The sequence below is a fragment of the Kitasatospora sp. NPDC001540 genome (genome assembly GCF_042894345.1).
Lineage (GTDB): Bacteria > Actinomycetota > Actinomycetes > Streptomycetales > Streptomycetaceae > Kitasatospora > Kitasatospora phosalacinea_C.
Map to the genome: position 1 here is coordinate 147093 of NZ_JBIAVO010000007.1, position 16382 is coordinate 163474.

The following is a 16382-nucleotide window of genomic DNA, read 5'->3' on the forward strand; positions in this document are numbered from 1 at the left end:
GTGCGGGGGCGACGGGAGTTCCCGCCGCCCCCGCTGACGGTGCGTTACTTCAGGTACGGGCCGTCGGTGCCGACCTTGCCCGGGGCGGCGTTCTTGCCGCCCAGGTCGAGGACGTAGACCCGCAGGTTGCCCTTGCCGGGGGCGGCGACGGAGAGCGTGCCGTTGGTGACGGTGCGGACGTCGCCGGAGACGGCGTCCTTGTAGGTGCCGTTGGGGACGCCGGTGAAGGTGGCGGCGTCCGTGACGGTGACCAGCGCGAAGGAGTCGACGCCACTGGCGGCGTCGGTGTAGCGGCGCTTGAACGACATGCCGCCGCTGACGCCCTCGGTGGAGTACTGGCCCATCTGCAGGGCGGGGATCGCCCGGCGGATCTGGTTGAGCCGCTGCACCTGCTTGACCAGCGGCTGCTGCAGGGTGGTGGCGACGGCCCCGTCGGCCGAGGAGACCACCGAGAAGTCACTGGCCGTCACGTTCCCGGCGATCTTGTCGCCGTAGTACGCCCGGCCGGTGGTGGCGAGCGGGCAGGACGGGCCGCAGTCGATCTGCTTCCCGGCCTGGAACTCGATCTCGGAGCCGTAGTACAGGGTGGGGATGCCGCGGAAGGTCCACATCAGCGCCATGTTCTCGGCCCACGCCTCGGTGCCGCCGGTGTAGCGCACGGTGGACTTGTTGGGCCCGTAGTCGTGACTGTCGACGTACACCACGTTGTAGGTGGCGTCGTTGGTGGAGTCGTCGGAGTCCTTGCCGTTGCCGAACGCGTTGTGCGCGTCACCGAAGTTCATGTGCATCCGCATGTCGATGATGTTCATGCCGGAGAACTTCGAGTGGTCGGGCGCGTGGTAGGTGTTGCCGTCCAGGAAGGCGTTGGTGGACGTCGGCTGGTTGCCGGTGCCGAGCTGCTCCTCGTAGTTGTACTGGTCGAGGGCGGCCTGCACGTCGTCGGCGGTGTAGTCCTTGCGCTCCTTCCAGGTGTAGAACTGCGCGGAGTGGTTGACCGAGCCGCGGTTCCACTTGTCGTTGACGAACGCGGCGACCTCGCCGAAGACGAAGAAGTTCTGCGCCTTGGCCGGACCCCAGTCCTGGGTGACGCGCTGCTGGATCGCGGGCAGGAAGCGCCGGTTCCAGGTGACGCGCGGGACGTGCACGGCGGTGTCGACCCGGAAGCCGTCCACGCCCATGTCGATGTACTTGTTGTACGCGCCGATCAGGTAGTTCTGGACCTCGGCGTTCTCGGTGTTGAAGTCGGCCAGGTCGTCGGCCAGCCAGCAGGAGCGCGAGTCCTCGCCCTCCCAGTTCCCGATCCAGCAGGTGTGGTAGTACTTCGACGGGAACATGCCCGAAGTCGGACTCGGCCACTGGCAGTTGTAGATGGTGTAGCCCTCGGGGCTCTTGTACTGGGTCGGGGTGCCCCAGCCGACGCAGGTCTGGCCGCTGGGCTGGGTGGTCGACCACAGGTCGCCGTTGTAGTACGACTTGCCGCTCTTCGGCTCGACGGTGAGGCCGTCGTACTCGAAGCCGGGCTGCTTCTCGTCGTAGTACCAGGACCACTGGGCGTCCCGGACGCCGTACACGGTGGGCACGTACAGGCCCTTGGCGCCCCAGCGGGAGCTGTGGTTGTAGACCACGTCCTGGTAGATCTTGATGCCCTTGGCGTGGGCGGCGTTGATCAGGTCCTGGTAGGAGGCGCCGGCCGACTCCAGCCGCGGGTCGACCTTGTAGAAGTCGTAGCCGTGGTAGCCGTGGTAGTCGTAGTCGGAGCGGTTGAGGACCACCGGGGTGATCCAGATCGCCGAGAAGCCGAGGCCCTTGACGTAGTCGAGCTTCTGCACCAGGCCCTTGAAGTCGCCGCGGAACATCGGGTCGTTGTTGGCCGCGTTGCCGGACTTCACGTCCTGGTTGCCGCCCCGGTCGTTCGAGGTGTCGCCGTCGTAGAACCGGGCGGTGAGCACGAAGTAGATCGGGTCCTTGCGCGGGTCGGTGCCGATCATCTCGCCGGGCTTGGCGGCGGGCGGGGCGTCCCCGGTGGTGGCGACCGCGGCGGCGGAGGCGGCGGAGACGTTCCCGGCCGCGTCCAGCGCCTTGACGGTGTAGGTGTAGACGGTGCGCGCCTCCAGGCCGGTGTCCGAGTACACCGTCGAGCCGACGTTGATCACCGAGCTGCCCTTGGTGCCGCCGCTGCGGGTGACCTGGTAGCCCGTCACGCCGACGTTGTCGGTGGCCGGCTCCCAGGTCAGCACGATCGAGGTGTCGGTCGCGGAGGCGTTCACCGCGGCCGGGACGCCCGGCGCGGTGGTGTCGGGGACGACGGCCGCGCACGGGTCGGCGGCGCCCGCGGTGACCTTGCCGTTCTGCACGGTGCTGACGCCCGCCGGGACGACGTAGTTGACGCCGTTGTTGTTGTCCCAGGTGCCGTTGCCGTTGTTGAACGTCGCCGCCATGGTGGCCGCGGAGCCCAGGTCGACGGTCCGCCTGTACCAGCCGGGGCAGGCGAGCGTCATGCCGACGCCCGGCACCGCCGTCCACGCCCCGCCCGCCGGGGCGTAGTGCAGGTTGACGATGCTCCAGCCGACCACGGCGGTCGAGTAGAACACGGTGGCGCTCTTACCGGCCGGGGCGCTGCTGCTCGCGGACGGGGACGGGCTGGCGCTCGCCGACGCGGACGCGCTCGGGCTGGCGGACGCGGACGCGCTCGGGCTCGGGCTCGGGCTCGGGCTCGGGCTGCCGGTGGCGCACGGCGCGGTGCTGCCGACCACGCCGTCCTTGACCGTCACCGCGCCCGTCCCGAGGGCGTAGTTCTTGCCGCCGTTGTTGTCCCAGGTGCCGGAGCCGTTGGTGAAGGTCGCCTGCAGCCCGTTCGCGGCGCCCAGGTCGACGGTCTTCTTCACCCAGTCCGTGCAGGCCGCCTCCATCGCGACGCCCGGCGCGGTGGTCCAGGTGCCGCCGTCGGGGGCGTAGTGCAGGTCGTAGGCCGACCAGTTGCGGGTCTTGGTGTAGTAGTAGACGGTCGTGCTCGCGCCGGTCGTCGACTGGCTCGGGGCGGGGCTCGAACTCGGCGTGGTGGTACCGCCGTTGTCGGTGCCGCAGGGGTCGCTGTGGGCGATCACGCCGTCCTTGACCACCACGGTGCCGGTGCCCAGGACATAGTTCTTGCCGCCGTTGTTGTCCCAGGTGCCGGAGCCGTTGGTGAAGGTCGCCTGCAGCCCGGTGGCGGCGCCCAGGTCGACGGTCTTCTTCACCCAGTCGGTACAGGCCGCCTCCATGGCGGTGCCCGGCGCGGTGGTCCAGGTGCCGCCGTCCGGGGCCCAGTGGAGGTCGTACGCCGACCAGTTGCGGGTCTTGGTGTAGTAGAAGACGGTGGCCGTGTTGCCGCCGCTCGCCGTGGTGCCGGTCGCCGCGCTCGCGGTGACGCCGAGTGGGTTCGTGGACAGCAGACCGGCGGTGAGTGCCGCCACTGCCGTGAGCACGACGGCGGTGGGGCGCCGTCGGTGCCGTGCTCGTCTGGTCAAGGGGGTGTCCCTCGCTGCCGGGGCCGCGGGCGTGGGGAACTGCCTCGCGGCAGGGGGTGGGTGGGGTGGCTTGCGCAAGAACATGCAAGAACTTCCAGGAGGTTACTGAGGCATGACCTGCCTGTAAAGACTCCTTGACGCTGCGCATCGGCGGGCATTCCGGCGGAAATCCCGCCCACTTGCCGAAAGATCTTTCCGCAACCACCAACCCCGGGGCGGGAGCTGTCGCCCCCTCAGCGCCGCCCGGCCCCCGCCACCAACAGCGCCGCCCCGCCTGCGGCGCCCGTCAGCAGCGCGCAGCCCAGCAGCGCCACCGGGGCGCCGAACCCGGCCGCGAGGGCGCCCCAGGCCGGGTTGGCCAGGGCCAGGGCCGCGCTCTGCACGAACGTCAGCAGCGCCTGCAGCCGGGCCAGGTGGGTCGCCGGGGCCCCGCCCAGGACGACCGGCCCCAGGTGCACGGCGAAGCCGCTCGAACCGGCCCCCACCGCGGCGGCCGCGGCGGCCGCCGCGAGCGGGGTGCCCGCGGCCGCGAGCCCGGCCGTGCCGAGGGCGGCGGCCAGCAGGCCGAGACCGGCGCCCAGCGCGGGGCGGGACAGGGTGCCGCGGCGGGCGGCGACCAGCGCGGCGACCAGCATCCCGACCGCCTGCCCGGCCGCGGGCAGCCCGGCCGCGCCCGCGTCCCAGCCCCGCTCGCGCACCAGCAGCGGACCCAGCAGTGCGACCACCGGCAGCACCCCCGCCGCCGCGACCGCGGCCAGCGCCAGGGCGGAGCGCAGCACCCTGCCGCGCCAGGCCACCCGTACCCCGTCGACCACCCCCGCGAACAGCCCGCCGGGGCCGAGGGCGGGGCCGGGGTCGGCGGGCGGGTGCGGCGGCCCGGCCGAGGGGCGGATCCGCAGCGTCACGGCCAGCACGGCGGCGAAGGTCGCCGCGTCGGCCAGCGCGGTGGCGGCCAGCCCAGCCGCCCCGACCAGCAGCGCGCCCAGTGGCGCCCCGAGCAGCACGGCCGCCTGGCCGCCCGCCTGCCGGAGCGCCAGCGCCCGCGGCACCTGCTCGGGCGCCACCAGCAGCCGCGGCAGGGCGCCGCTCGCGGGCAGTTGGAAGGCGTCGACGGTGCCGATCAGCAGGGCGAAGCCCAGCAGCGTCCACGGCGCGCTCCCTGCGGTGCGGTCGACCGCGGCCAGCACCAGGACGACCAGCAGCATCGCCCCGTCCCCGGCCAGCGCCGTCCGCCGGGCCCCGAACCGGTCGGCCACCGCCCCGCCGAACAGCAGCAGCGCGGTGCGCGGCACGGTGACCGCCGTCAGCACCAGCCCGGCGGTCGCCCCGCCGTGCCCGGCGGCCGTCCAGCCGAGGGCGGTGGCGAGCGCGGCGTCCCCGACGGCCGAGGCGCGCGTCCCCGCGAGCCACCACAGGTACGTCCGGGGCAGCGCGGCGGGGGTGGTGACGGTGGTTCCCATGGCCGCCGACGCTAGGGCCCTCGACCAGGTCGAGGGCAAAGTCGAGGGCGAACCCGCCGCGCCCCGTCCGCCGCCGTCGGTGGCGTGCCGTTCGGGGTCCGGGCGGGCCGGGGCGGTGAGACTGGCGGGATGTGCCACTACTGCGGGTGCCGTGAGATCCCGCTGATCAAGGACTTCATCCGGGAGCACGAGGCCGCCACCGACCTGACCGGGGAGATCGCCCGGCTGCTGGAGGCGGGGAATCCCGCCGCCGCGGGGGCGCTGCTGCCGCCGCTGCTGGCCGAGCTGGCCTCGCACTGGCGGGGCGAGGAGGGCGGGCTGTTCCGGGTGATGCGCGGGGACCCGGAGTTCGCCGGGTACGTCGACGCCCTGGAGGCCGAGCACCGCGGGCTGGCGGCGCTGCTCGCCGCCACCGACCTCGCGTCGCCGACCGACCGGGCGGCGCTGCTGACCGCGTTCGAGGAGCTGCACGAGCACATCGCCAAGGAGGAGGACGGCCTGTTCCCGGCCTCGCTGATCGCCCTGACGGCCGCCGACTGGGACGCCTCGATGGCCGCCTGGCAGGAGGCCCATCCGGATCGGCGGCCCTCCGGCCCCGGCTGAGCGGCCCGTCCGGCCCCGGCGTCGCGGGCCCCTGTCCGGCCCCGCCTCCCCGGGCGGCCCCTTCCCCCCGACCGCACGTCTCATCGCCCGACGGCGGGCCGCAAGGCCACGGGGCCGGAGCCGGTGACGGTCCTCGCGCAGGAGCGGAGCGGGCCGGGCGCGGTCGCCCGCGACGCGACCGGCCGCTGCCGAGGGGGCCGTCGCCGGGTCACCCCAGCGGGCCGCGGACCACCTCGGGCGGGTGCCGGACCGCCTGCCGGGCGATGCGCGACTCGGCGGCCCGGGCGCGGCGGACGCTGCACCCGGTGCCGCCGGGCGGGCCGTTCAGCGGGCGAGGCGCCCCAGCAGGCCGGAGGCGGCGGCGATGCCGAGCCCGGTGGCCAGGGCGAGCACGCCGAAGTCCAGGGCCAGGTGGGACGGGGTGCCGATGAGCAGCCCGCGCAGCGCGTCCACCTGGTAGCTGAGCGGATTGGCCCGGCTGACGGCCTGCAGCCAGCCGGGCATCAGGTCGACGGGGTACAGCGCGTTGGAGCCGAAGAACAGCGGCATGGTGATGGCCTGCCCGATGCCCATCAGCCGGTCCCTGGTCAGCACGATGCCCGCGATGGTCATCGACAGGCAGGAGAAGAACGCCGAGCCCAGCACCACCGCCACCGCGACGCCCAGCAGCCGCAGCGGGTTCGCGGTCATCCCGACGCCCAGCACCGCGGCCAGCACCACCACCACGGCGGCCTGGATCACCGCCTTCACGCCCGCGGCGAAGGCCTTCCCGGTGACCAGGGCGGCCCGCGGGGTCGGGGTGACCAGCAGTTTGGTGAGCACCCCGGAGTCCCGCTCCCAGATGATCATGATGCCGTAGAAGATCGCGATGAACATCGCGGACTGCGCGATGATGCCGGGCGCCAGGTAGTCCAGGTACGGGATGCCGCCGGTCGGGATGGCCTTCAGCCGGGTGAAGGTCTCGCCGAAGATCAGCAGCCAGAGCGCGGGCTGGACCGCCCGGGTGTACAGCTCGGTGCGGTCGTGCCGCAGCTTCTGCAGCTCGACGGCGCACATCGCGCCCACCCGGGCCGGGACCAGCCGCCAACCCGTGCGGGCCTTCGGCGGCACCAGCAGCAGGTCCAACTCGGGCCCGGCGGGCGGGTGTTCAGCCGACTCGGCTGGCGGTGCGGCGGGTGCGGCGGACATCCGAGAACTCCCCTTCCTTGGCGTCGTCGGTCAGCGCGCGGCCGGAGAAGTGCCGGAACACGTCGTCCAGGGTGGGCTCCTGCCGGGCCGGGCCGTCGGCGCTCTCGGCGCGGACCCGTGCCTTGAGCTCCTCGGGGGTGCCGAGCGCCCGGATCCGGCCGCGGTCCATCAGGGCGATCCGGTCGCAGTGCCGGTCCGCCTCGTCCATGTAGTGCGTGGTGACCAGCACCGTCATGCCGGTGGCCCGGCGCACCGCGTCCACCCGCTCCCACACGCCCGCCCGGGCGATCGGGTCCAGCCCGATGGTGGGCTCGTCCAGCACCAGCAGCCGGGGCGCGCTGACCAGCGCCTGGGCCAGCTCCAGGCGGCGCACCATGCCGCCGGAGTACGTCCCGGCCATCCGGTCGGCGGCCTCGGTCAGGTCGACGGCGGCCAGCGCCTGGGCGACCCGGGCGGCGCGCTCGGCGCGGGGCACGTCGAAGACCCGGGCGAACAGGGCGACGTTCTCCCGGCCGGTCAGCCCGGCGTCCGCGGACAGCGCCTGCGGGACGTAGCCGAGCAGCCGGCGCACCTCGGTGCGTTCGGCCACGCAGTCGTGGCCGAACACCTCGACCATGCCGCGCGCCGTCGGCAGCAGGGTGGTGATCACCCGGATGGTGGTGGTCTTGCCCGCGCCGTTCGGCCCCAGCAGCCCGAACACCTCGCCGGGGCGCACCTCCAGGTCGACCCCGTCCACCGCCCGGACCACCGGGCCCTTGCCCCGGCCGCGGTGGAAGCTGTACGCCAACTCCCGGCACCGGACCGCCGGTTGCTCCTGTTCGGTCATGCCTCCGCCTTCCCCTCGCCGCCCCCGGGGGCGCGCAGCCCCGCCGCGACCGCCCGCAGCGCGGACAGGGCGGCGGCCAGCGCCGCCCGGTCCGCGCCGTCCAGTTCCGCCAGCACCTCGCCGAGCAGTTCGGTGCGCCGCTGCCGCCAGGCGGCCAGCCGTTCGACGGCCTCCTCGGTGGCGTACAGCAGCGCCGCCCGCCGGTCCGCCGGGTCGGTCTCGCGGCGCAGCAGCCCCTGCCCGACCAGTTGGTTGACCAGGGTGGAGACCGAGTTCCCGGCCAGCGACAGCTCCTCGGCGGCCTTCGAGACCCGCAGGCCCGGGGCGTCCGCGACCAGGCGCAGCAGTTCGGCCTGGGCGCCGCGCAGCCGCGGCCCGGCCAGCCCGGCCCGCAGGCGGCGCCGGGTCAGCCGTTGGATGCCGACCAGCAGGTCGGCGAACTCCTCGGCGTCCGGCCCGCGTGCGTGGTCCCGCTCCGGGTGACCGTTCCGTTCCGGGTGCTCGCTCACGCCTTCGATTTTAGCTCTGAGTGAGAGGCATCCGTCGAGGGTTCGCAGGTCAAGAACTCACCAACTATCGGCCCGGGAAAGGCCGCGGGCCGGTCCGCGGGTGCGCGGACCGGCCCGGTGGGCGGGGCGGGGCAGGGCGGATCAGCAGTCGCCGAGGGCGGTGCAGACCGTCTTGCCGAGGGTGTCCAGCAGCCCGGCGTCGGCGGGGGCGGACCAGGCGGTCTTCGGGTGGCTGCCCTTGGTCAGCTGGGCGCGCAGCGTCAGTTCGGCGACCGAGCCGCCCTGCACCGACAGGTACTCGTGCACCTCGGTGCTGCCGCCGTCCGCCGTCGGGACGGTAAGGGTGGCCGCGAGGAAGGTGCTGTCGTCGCTGCTGACCGCGACGGTGGCGCCCGGCATGGTGGTGTCGCAGGCCTTCAGCCCGGCCGCGACGGCGCCCAGCAGGCCGAACGCGCTCTGCGCCCGGCCGCTGCTCTTCGCCGCGGAGCCGAAGCTGGCGATCGTCTCGTCGGCCGCCCAGTCGCCGCTGGGGGCGCCCAGCGAGGCGGTCTCCACCATCGGGACCTCGGTGAAGGACGCGTCGCGGGGGATCTTGCAGAGCGTCTCGATCCGGAGCTGCCCCTTGCTGCCGAGCGGCTTGGCGGCGGAGGCGGGCGCCTTCCAGTGCAGCGCGGAGTTCATCGGGACGGCCTTGGGGTCGATCCACACCCCGGCGGGCAGCCGGTCGGCGGCCCCGGCCGCCCCGGCCGAACTCTTCGCCGGAGCGGGCGACTTGGCCCCGCCCGAGGTCGGCGCGGCCGGGCTGGAGGCCGCAGGGGCGGCGGAGGCGGCGGAGTCGCCGCTGTCGGTGCCGTCGGGGTCGCAGGCCGACAGCAGGGCGACAGCGGACAGGCAGGCCACCGTGGCGGCGGCGAGACGGAGCGAACGCACGTGTATCCCTGGGGAGTTCGAGGACGGAGGAGATCGACGGCCGCACGCCGCCCCCGCGTCGGCAGGACCGGACGCGGGGCGGCAGCGGCGGCCGCGGGGCGCGGCGGCCCGTCCGGGGACGGGCGGCCGCGGTCGGTCAGTAGCCCTGCGGCTTGTGGTGCGGGTTGGCCTGCGGCACCTTGCTCGCCAGGTCGTGCCCGTCCGGCGAGACGTGGTACCTGCTGCGGATGTACGTCATGGACGCCGCGACGTTGGCCACCGGGTCGTAGATGTCGGTGGAGGTGCCCTTCACGTGGTTGGCCGCGAAGGTGGACGGGATGCACTGCCAGCCGCCGCGCGAGCAGTTCGCGGGCTTGCCGTCGCCGACGATCGCACCGTGGGCGTTGCTGTCCCAGGCGTTGATCTGCGAGCCGGGCGCGTTGTACGAGGACTCGCGGGAGGCGATGGTCAGCATGCCCTCCGTCCAGGCCGCGCGGGCCTTCGGGTCGGTGACGCCCATCGCGTCCAGCGCCTGGGCGATGTACTCGCGGCAGGCGGCCTCGCCGCTGCGGTACTTCCCCGCGCCGTCGTAGGTCACCTGGCTGACCTTGATCGCGCCCTCGTGCGACACGCTCGGCACCGGGTCGTGGCCGCCGTTGCCGCCGTGGCCGCCGCCGTGGCCCGCGCCGCCGGTGGGCTTCTTCGGGCCGGACGGCGTCGCCACGGGCTTCCTCGGGCCGCTGGGCGCGTGGCCGGGCTTGGTGCTGCCGGGCTTCTTCGGGGCGGCGGGCTGCCCGGGGTGGGCGCCCTGGCCGGGCTTGGCGAGGCCTTCGCGGGCGCGCCGCTCGGCCTCCGCGTACTGCTTGGCGATGGTGCCGAGCTTGGCGACGTCGCTGCCGAGGTTCTTGGTGAGCTCGTTCTTGACGGCCTCCAGGGCCGCCATCCGCTGCTGGACCGCCTCGACCCGCTCGCGCACCTGGGCGACCACCACGCCGAAGCCGATGACGTTGCCGAGGGCGCCGGCCGCGAGGTCGGTGGCGACGGCCTTGGCCATCACGCCCTTGATCCGGCCGGTCCGCTCGGACAGTTCGCCCATCCGCTGCTGGATCGACTGGAAATCCTTCTGGATCTTCGCCAGCTCGCCGAGTTCGTAGCCGAAGCCCGCTGCCATGCCGTGTCCCCCCGTAGGACTTGACGTCGGTTCAGGTCGTTTATCCCACCACACCGCACTGCGGCGCAATCGACCAGGGCCCCGATTCGGGTCGTACCCCTACCCTTTGCCGGGGCTTTGCAAACGTGTCGATCGGGGGATCGTCGAGATGCCGGGGCGCCCCGGGCGGGCGATCATGGCTGGTGCGGACCGTCCCGTCGGCGGCCGTGCCCGGCGCACCGTCGCAGGCCGCCGGCGCCCGACCGGAAAGGCTGGGTTTCGATGTTCCAAATCATCTGGATTCTACTGATCGGCCTCGTGCTGGGTCTGATCGCCAAACTGATCCTGCGAGGGCCGCAGTCCATCCCCTGGTGGCTGACCATGCTGCTGGGTGCGGCCGGCGCCCTGGTCGGGAACCTGGTGTCCGGCTGGATCGGCGTCCGCCACACCAGCGGGATCGACTGGATCAGACACCTCCTGCAGATCGGGTTCGCCGTCCTGTTCGTCGCACTGGTCGCCCCGGCCTGGAGCAGGTCCCGCACCAGCAGGTAGCCCGCACGGCGCGTCCGGCCCGGCCCCCGTCCGACGGGGGCCGGGCCGACGTGCGGTCGGGCCGGGCCCGTGGTCGGGCCGGACGCACGGCCCGACCGCGGTCAGGCGAAGCGGGAGCTGCGGACCGGTCCGGCGGAGCGGATCCGGTCCCGCGGGCCGGTCGCCCAGGTCGCGGCGGCGCGGGCCGCGAACCGGGCCAGTTCCTCCGGCGGGTCGGCCGGCGTGGCGCCGTCGCCCTCGTCGGGCTCGGCGGAGGCGGCCAGGATCTCCCGGGCCAGCTCCTCGGCCGGGCGCCCGTCCGCGGGCGAACGGGTGACGCCGCCGTCCTCGCCGACGGCCATCCGCGGCTCCCAGGGCGCGACGATCCGCTGCACCAGCAGCCCGCAGACGTCCGCCGACACCGCGGGGGTGTCCGTCCAGCAGGTGGCGTGCTCGTACAGCACCTCCCCCGGGGCCCGCTCGTGCAGCGCCGAGAGCACCTCCTCGTCCACCTCGTTCAGGTCGTACGCGAGGACCAGCGCGTCGGGCGTGCCCGGCCGGTACGGGGCCGCGGGCAGGCCGAGCAGCTCGGCGGCGGCCAGGCCGAGCGCCCGGCTGCCGCGGTCGGGCAGCAGCGCGACGGAGGCGGGGCGGCGGCCGGCGGCCGCCAGGACGGTGCGCAGCCGCTCCAGGCCGAGCCGGCAGTCGTCCCAGCCGCCCTGCAGGTACGCCCAGCGGCCGGTCATCCCGGCGTCGTAGCCGTACGGGGAGAGGGTGGCGAGCAGGCCGCCGGTCAGGACGTGGTGCCAGCCGCGCAGGTCGGTCGGGCCGGTGGGCGGGACGGCGGCGGCGCGGGCCAGGGTGCGGCGGATCCGGTCGGCGGCGGGCTGCCAGGTGTCGTCGGGCGCGGAGAGCCCTTCGAAGACCTCGCGGGCGAGGTCGAGCCGCCCGGCCATCAGCGCGTTGTGCACCAGCAGGTAGCGGTCGGGCCAGTCGCCGGTGATCTCCCGGTGCTCCCGGAGCAGGTCGACCGCCTCGTCGTGCCGCTCGCCGTCCTCCAGCGCGACGGCGAGCTCCAGCAGCACCTGCCGCGGGTCGACGGCCCGCTCCGCCGGGCGGGAGCGGCCGAACAGCCGCCGCTTGGCCGCCCCGGCCGTCTTGGCCTCGGGTGCGGTGCCGCCGCGCAGCGCGCCGTCCAGTGAATGCCGCAGCGCGGGCACGGCGAACTCGGACAGGCCGTGCTCGATGCAGGCGTACCCGTACGCGTAGAGCGCGCCGGGGTCGGACGGGGCGGCGGTCAGCGCGGCGGCGGCGTCGGCCAGCTCGTCGATTCCCACCAGTTCGGCCAACTGCCTGACGGCGGGCGCCAGTTCACCGGCCGTCAGGCTGTCGGCGCGGGCCCGCAGCTCCCGGACGGCGCCCTGCGGGTCGCCCGCGTCGAGCAGTTCGTGGGCCTTGGTGAGATCGGGGTGCACGCAGTGTCCTCCTGGGTCGACCGGGTCTCGGGTCTCGGGGCGCGGCGTTCCGGCGGCCGCCGGGGCGCGCGCCCGCCCGATCATCGCCGCAGCGCGCCGCCGGGCCAAGCGGTTTTCGGTGCCGCCGCGCAGTCCGTGCCACTCGTGCCGCTCGTGCCACCGAATTGTCGACGTGTCACCGTCCGGTAGCGGTGCGGTCCGGAATCGGCGTCTTCGCCGCTCCCCCGCGCCCGGCGCCCGTAGCGTCCTGGTCGTGGCGCCGCCCGGGTCCAGCAGCCCGCCCGCGCCGACTCGACCACGCACGTCACCACGCACTCGGGAGAACCACCGCCATGACCGGACGTCAACCGTTCGCCGCCCGCGCCCTGTTCGCCTCCGCGGCCCTGGCCGCGACCCTCGCCCTGGCCGCCTGCGACCCGGAGGGCACGGACGGCGACGCCGCCGTCCCCGCCGCGACGACCGCGCCCGTCTCCGCCCCGGCGGCGCCCGGCTCCCCGTCCGCGGCGCCGAAGTCCCCGCCCGCTGCGACGAAGTCCGCCGCCCCCGGCAAGCGCACCCTGACCGAGGCGGCCACGGCGGGCGGGCTGACCCGGGCGACCGGGGACGCGCAGCTGAGCGACGTGCCGGTGGACCCGGGCGAGATGCGCGACGGGATGACCCTGGTGGAGGCCAACTACGTCCGGAAGGCGGGCGGTTCGGCCCGCCCGGTGCTGTTCGTCGGGGTCGCCGGGGTGCCGGAGGAGCCGAGCAAGCGCCGTGAGCACCTGTGGCGCGGCCTGATCGACTACGCGACGGGCAACGGCTCCACCGGCAGCCCCGGCGCGTCCGTCGCCTACCCGGCGGGCCCGCTCGGCGGCAACCTGGAGTGCTTCCCGCTGGGCGCCGACGCGCTGTGCGGCTGGGTCGACTCCTCCACCGCCGCGGTCGCCCTGTTCCCCGCCAGCTCCCCGGCGGACGCGGCGAAGCAGTTCGCCCTGATGCGCGCCGACCTGGAGCACTGACGCCCGGGCCCGCCCGCCGGGCGCGCCCGCGCGACGCCCGGCCCTTCCGGACCCCCTTCGGCCGCACTGTACGTGACGGTCGACGGCGGGACCGGGCGAACGCGGCGCCCGGCGGACCCGGCGGGCCCGGGCCGTTTCGTCCGGGTCAGCGGGCGGACCGGAGCAGGACGCCTGCGGGATCAACTCCCGGGCCGACTCCGCCCGGAGTGGTATAAGGTCGCCGTTCCAGGCGCGTCGGTCGCCTGAATCTCCGACCGCAGGAAAACCGCTCTCCGCGGTCGGGCGCCGGACTTCGCCCGGTCCCCGACCGCGCCCGTCGCCCGAGGACAGGGAAATGGCCGTCACATCCCCCTTCAGTACTTCCATACGGTTCTATCCGGGCACGGTGGTCGTCAACGAGGAGTCGATCGAGATCCGGAGGTCCCTCCTCTCCCGGATCGGGGGCGCCGGTACCACCGAAATCCCGGTGGCCGACATCGTGGACGTGGTGTCCGAGGCGCCCACCGCCTGGCTGAACGGATACACGTTCTTCGAGACCCGGGGGGCGTCGGGGCACCACGCGGTCCCCGAGGGGGCGCCGCGGAGGGAGATCTTCCGACACCCGCACGCCGTCGCTTTCACCGGCGCCCAGAAGAAGGACCAGCAGCGGCTCCTGGAGGCCGTGGAGTTCGCCAGGGCACGACTGCGCGGGCAGGACGGATAGCACAGCGGCTGGTGTGCCGCTTCGGGTACGGGCCGTCGGTGCCGACCGTCACCGGGCAGGAGTCGTCCCGGCTTCCCTGGTCCTCCGGCTCCGCGAACCGGTCGGATGATCGCTTCTCGGTCACCCTCGGGATGTACGGCGCAGGCGGACCAAGGAGACGGACGCACTGGCCATGACGCCGAGCGCGACACCCCAGACGGTCATGGTGGCCATCGCCGACTCGTCGACGTGCCCGCCGTTGCCCTCCGGGGCAGGCAGGCCCGCGGTCGCCCAGGCGGGGAGGACGAGGAGCCCCGTGCCGGTGAGGGCGAGGGCGACCCAGTTGGAGGACCGGGGCCGGGAGAGTCGGGCCAGCGCTCGGACGGCAGCGGCCAGGAGGAGCGCGCATCCGAGGGCGGGCAGCAGGGTCTGGGTCAGCCACTCGGTGAGCAGCGGCGTCCAGTACCACTCGGCAGCGGGCCGGGGCGCGTCGAAGTAGTAGAGGGTCCTGGGACGGGGCTCCCCGAGGAAATCGCGGACCGTGCCCGGGGCGAGGCCTCCCAGCAGGGCGCCGGTGGCGGCCGGGCCGGTGGCGGCCGGGCCGCTGGCCGCCGGGCCGGCCGGATCCCCTCGCCCCGGGTCTTCGAGCAGCCGGAGGACCAGAGTCGCGCACCAGCCCGCCAGCAGTCCGAGGAAGACCCCCTTCACGGCGCCGTACCCGATCGGGGTCCAGACGTTCCACGGGTAGTTGGCCTCGTGCCCGGCTCGCCAGGCCCCTGCCAGGCCCCAGGCGAGCGCGCCCGCCGCCGCACCCCACGGCACCACGCCCACCACCCGAGGGGACCGCTCCGCACCGGCCGACCCGCGCTTCGGGGGCGCGACCGCGCCGCCCTCCACCATCTCCGCCATGGACCGGCCCACCCCGCTCCTCACCGTCCCGTGCACGGACGCACCGCCGCGCTCGTACGGGGGACGCGCCCGCCCGCCACGCGGTTGCGGCGCCTCCGCTCAGGTGGGGACTCCCGATCGCCATAGGTAAATGATCGACATATGGCGGCAGTAGCCCTATGCTCCCCTCATGACCGAACGTCAACTCCGTGAGCCGACCAGGCTCGTGCTCACCGCGCTGGCCGATGCCCCCCGGCACGGTTACGCGATCATCCAGGAGGTGCTGGCCATCTCCGGCGGCCGCACCAGGCTCAGTACCGGCACCCTCTACACCGCGCTCGACCGGCTGCTCCACGAAGGCGCGGTCCGGATCGAGCGCGAGGAGGTGGTCGACAGCCGACTACGCCGCACCTTCGCCCTCACCGAGCAGGGCCAGGACCTGCTGGCCGAGGAGGCCCGGCGCCTTCGCCTGGCCGCCTCCGAGGCCGAGCGCCGACTGACCGTCGCCCGCCTGCGCCCGAACGGAGCCCTCGCGTGACCACCCACGACGTACCGCGGGCGGGGCGCCTGGTGATGCGCCTCTACCCCGATCGCTACCGGGCCGCCCACGGCCAGGACATCGCCGCCGTCCTCGCCGAGACCACCGAGGGCCTGAACCGGCGCGAGGTGCTCCGGGAGCACGTCGACCTCGCCGCGCACGCCCTGCGGCTGCGACTGCGCATCGGCCCCACCGATCCGGCCGGCCGACTGCTGGCGGGCGCGGCGCCCCTCGCCCTCGCCATCGCCGCCGGTCGCGCCCTGGCCTTCCTCCCGGCGCAGTCGTACGAAGCGGTCCACCGGATCCGCCACCCGTTCCCCAACCTCGGCCTCGGCCAAGCCGTCCTGGCGGCGGTCCTGCTGCTGGCCGACAGCCTGCCCTGGCTCCTGGCCCTCGCGTTCGCCCTCGCGGGCCGCTGGAGGGCGGCCCGCACCACCGGGGCGCTCGCCGCGCTCACCGGCATCGGCCTCCAGCTCCTGGAGCCGGTGGACACCCTGTGGCAGGTCTACTGCATCGTCGTCCCGGCGATCGTCGGCGCGCTGCTCCTCCTCGCGCCGACCGACCTGGTGGACACCACGGCGCGGGGAAGGCGGGAGGCCGTCGGCCTCGCCCTGGGCATCGCGGTCCCGATGATCGCGGTGATCCGCTACGGGATCCCGTTCCTCGGCCCGCTGCCCCTGTCGTACGTCAGCACGCTCACGCTCTGGCAGTGCACGGTGACCGCCGTGCTCCTGCTGCTGCGCCTGTCCGGGCGCCGTCCCGACGGCCTCCGGGCCGCCGGGGTGCTCCTCGCGCCCCTGCCCTGGCTGACGAACCTCGCGCTCGCGGTCGCGGACAGCTCGCAGCGACTGTCCGTGGTCGTCCTGTACGGGGGAGCCTGCCTCGCACCGGCGGCCGTCGCGGCCGCCCTGGCCGCAGCGGCCCACGTCGGCCGCCGGGCCAGGACGAACGAACCGTCCCGTCCCGCCTGAGCCCCCGTCGGCGCCCCCGCCACGGCCCGCGGAGCCCATGTGGACCATTTCGCGTGACGCGCGTACAACTGACTGACGCCGAGCGGGAGTTCACGAGTCGGACCTGCCGCTCGGCGAGTACGGCCCGTACCCGGAACGGTGGCGC

The 16382-nt window shown here is 74.6% G+C and carries 15 protein-coding genes; 6 read left to right on the forward strand and 9 right to left on the reverse strand.

Features of this window, described 5'->3' with window-relative positions:
- Positions 1 to 44: 44 nt before the first annotated feature.
- Positions 45 to 3506, reverse strand: a complete 3462-nt coding sequence (locus ACFY00_RS12030; RefSeq protein WP_388030105.1) for a carbohydrate binding domain-containing protein — start codon at positions 3504 to 3506, stop codon at positions 45 to 47.
- A 233-nt stretch (positions 3507 to 3739) separates the two neighbouring features.
- Positions 3740 to 4966, reverse strand: a complete 1227-nt coding sequence (locus ACFY00_RS12035) for an MFS transporter (protein ID WP_388030106.1) — start codon at positions 4964 to 4966, stop codon at positions 3740 to 3742.
- A gap of 129 nt (positions 4967 to 5095) precedes the next feature.
- On the opposite strand from ACFY00_RS12035, the gene ACFY00_RS12040 reads away from it, so the two are divergent.
- The gene (locus ACFY00_RS12040; RefSeq protein WP_388030107.1) at positions 5096 to 5569 is read left to right on the forward strand and encodes a hemerythrin domain-containing protein; all 474 of its coding nucleotides are present in this window, start codon (positions 5096 to 5098) and stop codon (positions 5567 to 5569) included.
- Between the two features lie 324 nt (positions 5570 to 5893).
- Here the strand turns inward: ACFY00_RS12040 and ACFY00_RS12045 are convergent, their stop codons facing one another.
- The 5 genes from ACFY00_RS12045 to ACFY00_RS12065 all read right to left on the reverse strand — a co-directional run bounded on the left by ACFY00_RS12045 (position 5894) and on the right by ACFY00_RS12065 (position 10172).
- On the reverse strand, positions 5894 to 6757 hold the full coding sequence (locus ACFY00_RS12045) for an ABC transporter permease (RefSeq protein WP_388030108.1): 864 nt from the start codon (positions 6755 to 6757) through the stop codon (positions 5894 to 5896).
- The gene (locus ACFY00_RS12050) at positions 6717 to 7583 is read right to left on the reverse strand and encodes an ATP-binding cassette domain-containing protein (protein ID WP_388030110.1); all 867 of its coding nucleotides are present in this window, start codon (positions 7581 to 7583) and stop codon (positions 6717 to 6719) included. The genes ACFY00_RS12045 and ACFY00_RS12050 overlap by 41 nt, the downstream gene beginning before the upstream one ends.
- Complete coding sequence (locus tag ACFY00_RS12055) at positions 7580 to 8092, reverse strand: MarR family winged helix-turn-helix transcriptional regulator (protein ID WP_388030112.1); 513 nt, start codon at positions 8090 to 8092, stop codon at positions 7580 to 7582. The genes ACFY00_RS12050 and ACFY00_RS12055 overlap by 4 nt, the downstream gene beginning before the upstream one ends.
- Positions 8093 to 8233: 141 nt before the next feature.
- Positions 8234 to 9022, reverse strand: a complete 789-nt coding sequence (locus ACFY00_RS12060; RefSeq protein ID WP_388030115.1) for a hypothetical protein — start codon at positions 9020 to 9022, stop codon at positions 8234 to 8236.
- 136 nt (positions 9023 to 9158) lie between these two features.
- Positions 9159 to 10172 carry a hypothetical protein gene (locus tag ACFY00_RS12065; protein ID WP_388030117.1) on the reverse strand — a complete coding sequence of 338 codons (1014 nt, stop codon included), beginning with the start codon at positions 10170 to 10172 and terminating at the stop codon, positions 9159 to 9161.
- Positions 10173 to 10469: 297 nt separating this feature from the next.
- Between ACFY00_RS12065 and ACFY00_RS12070 the strand changes: the two genes are divergently transcribed.
- Entirely contained in the window at positions 10470 to 10703 is a 234-nt protein-coding gene (locus ACFY00_RS12070; protein WP_388030120.1) for a GlsB/YeaQ/YmgE family stress response membrane protein, read from the forward strand.
- A gap of 101 nt (positions 10704 to 10804) precedes the next feature.
- On the opposite strand, the gene ACFY00_RS12075 is transcribed toward ACFY00_RS12070, so the two are convergent.
- Positions 10805 to 12157 carry a hypothetical protein gene (locus ACFY00_RS12075; protein WP_388030122.1) on the reverse strand — a complete coding sequence of 451 codons (1353 nt, stop codon included), beginning with the start codon at positions 12155 to 12157 and terminating at the stop codon, positions 10805 to 10807.
- A gap of 332 nt (positions 12158 to 12489) precedes the next feature.
- Here ACFY00_RS12075 and ACFY00_RS12080 point away from each other — a divergent pair, with 332 nt between their 5' ends.
- Positions 12490 to 13158 (forward strand): hypothetical protein, encoded by a 669-nt coding sequence (locus ACFY00_RS12080; protein WP_388030124.1) that lies wholly within the window; start codon positions 12490 to 12492, stop codon positions 13156 to 13158.
- A 334-nt stretch (positions 13159 to 13492) separates the two neighbouring features.
- Complete coding sequence (locus tag ACFY00_RS12085; protein WP_388030127.1) at positions 13493 to 13861, forward strand: hypothetical protein; 369 nt, start codon at positions 13493 to 13495, stop codon at positions 13859 to 13861.
- A gap of 120 nt (positions 13862 to 13981) precedes the next feature.
- Here ACFY00_RS12085 and ACFY00_RS12090 read toward each other — a convergent pair whose 3' ends face one another.
- Positions 13982 to 14749, reverse strand: coding sequence for a hypothetical protein (locus tag ACFY00_RS12090; protein WP_388030129.1), 768 nt, complete (start codon positions 14747 to 14749; stop codon positions 13982 to 13984).
- Between the two features lie 169 nt (positions 14750 to 14918).
- Between ACFY00_RS12090 and ACFY00_RS12095 the strand changes: the two genes are divergently transcribed.
- Both ACFY00_RS12095 and ACFY00_RS12100 read left to right on the forward strand, forming a co-directional pair.
- Positions 14919 to 15266 (forward strand): PadR family transcriptional regulator, encoded by a 348-nt coding sequence (locus ACFY00_RS12095; RefSeq protein ID WP_388030131.1) that lies wholly within the window; start codon positions 14919 to 14921, stop codon positions 15264 to 15266.
- Positions 15263 to 16237 (forward strand): hypothetical protein, encoded by a 975-nt coding sequence (locus ACFY00_RS12100; RefSeq protein ID WP_388030134.1) that lies wholly within the window; start codon positions 15263 to 15265, stop codon positions 16235 to 16237. Before ACFY00_RS12095 ends, ACFY00_RS12100 begins: the two co-directional genes overlap by 4 nt.
- Positions 16238 to 16382: the final 145 nt, after the last annotated feature.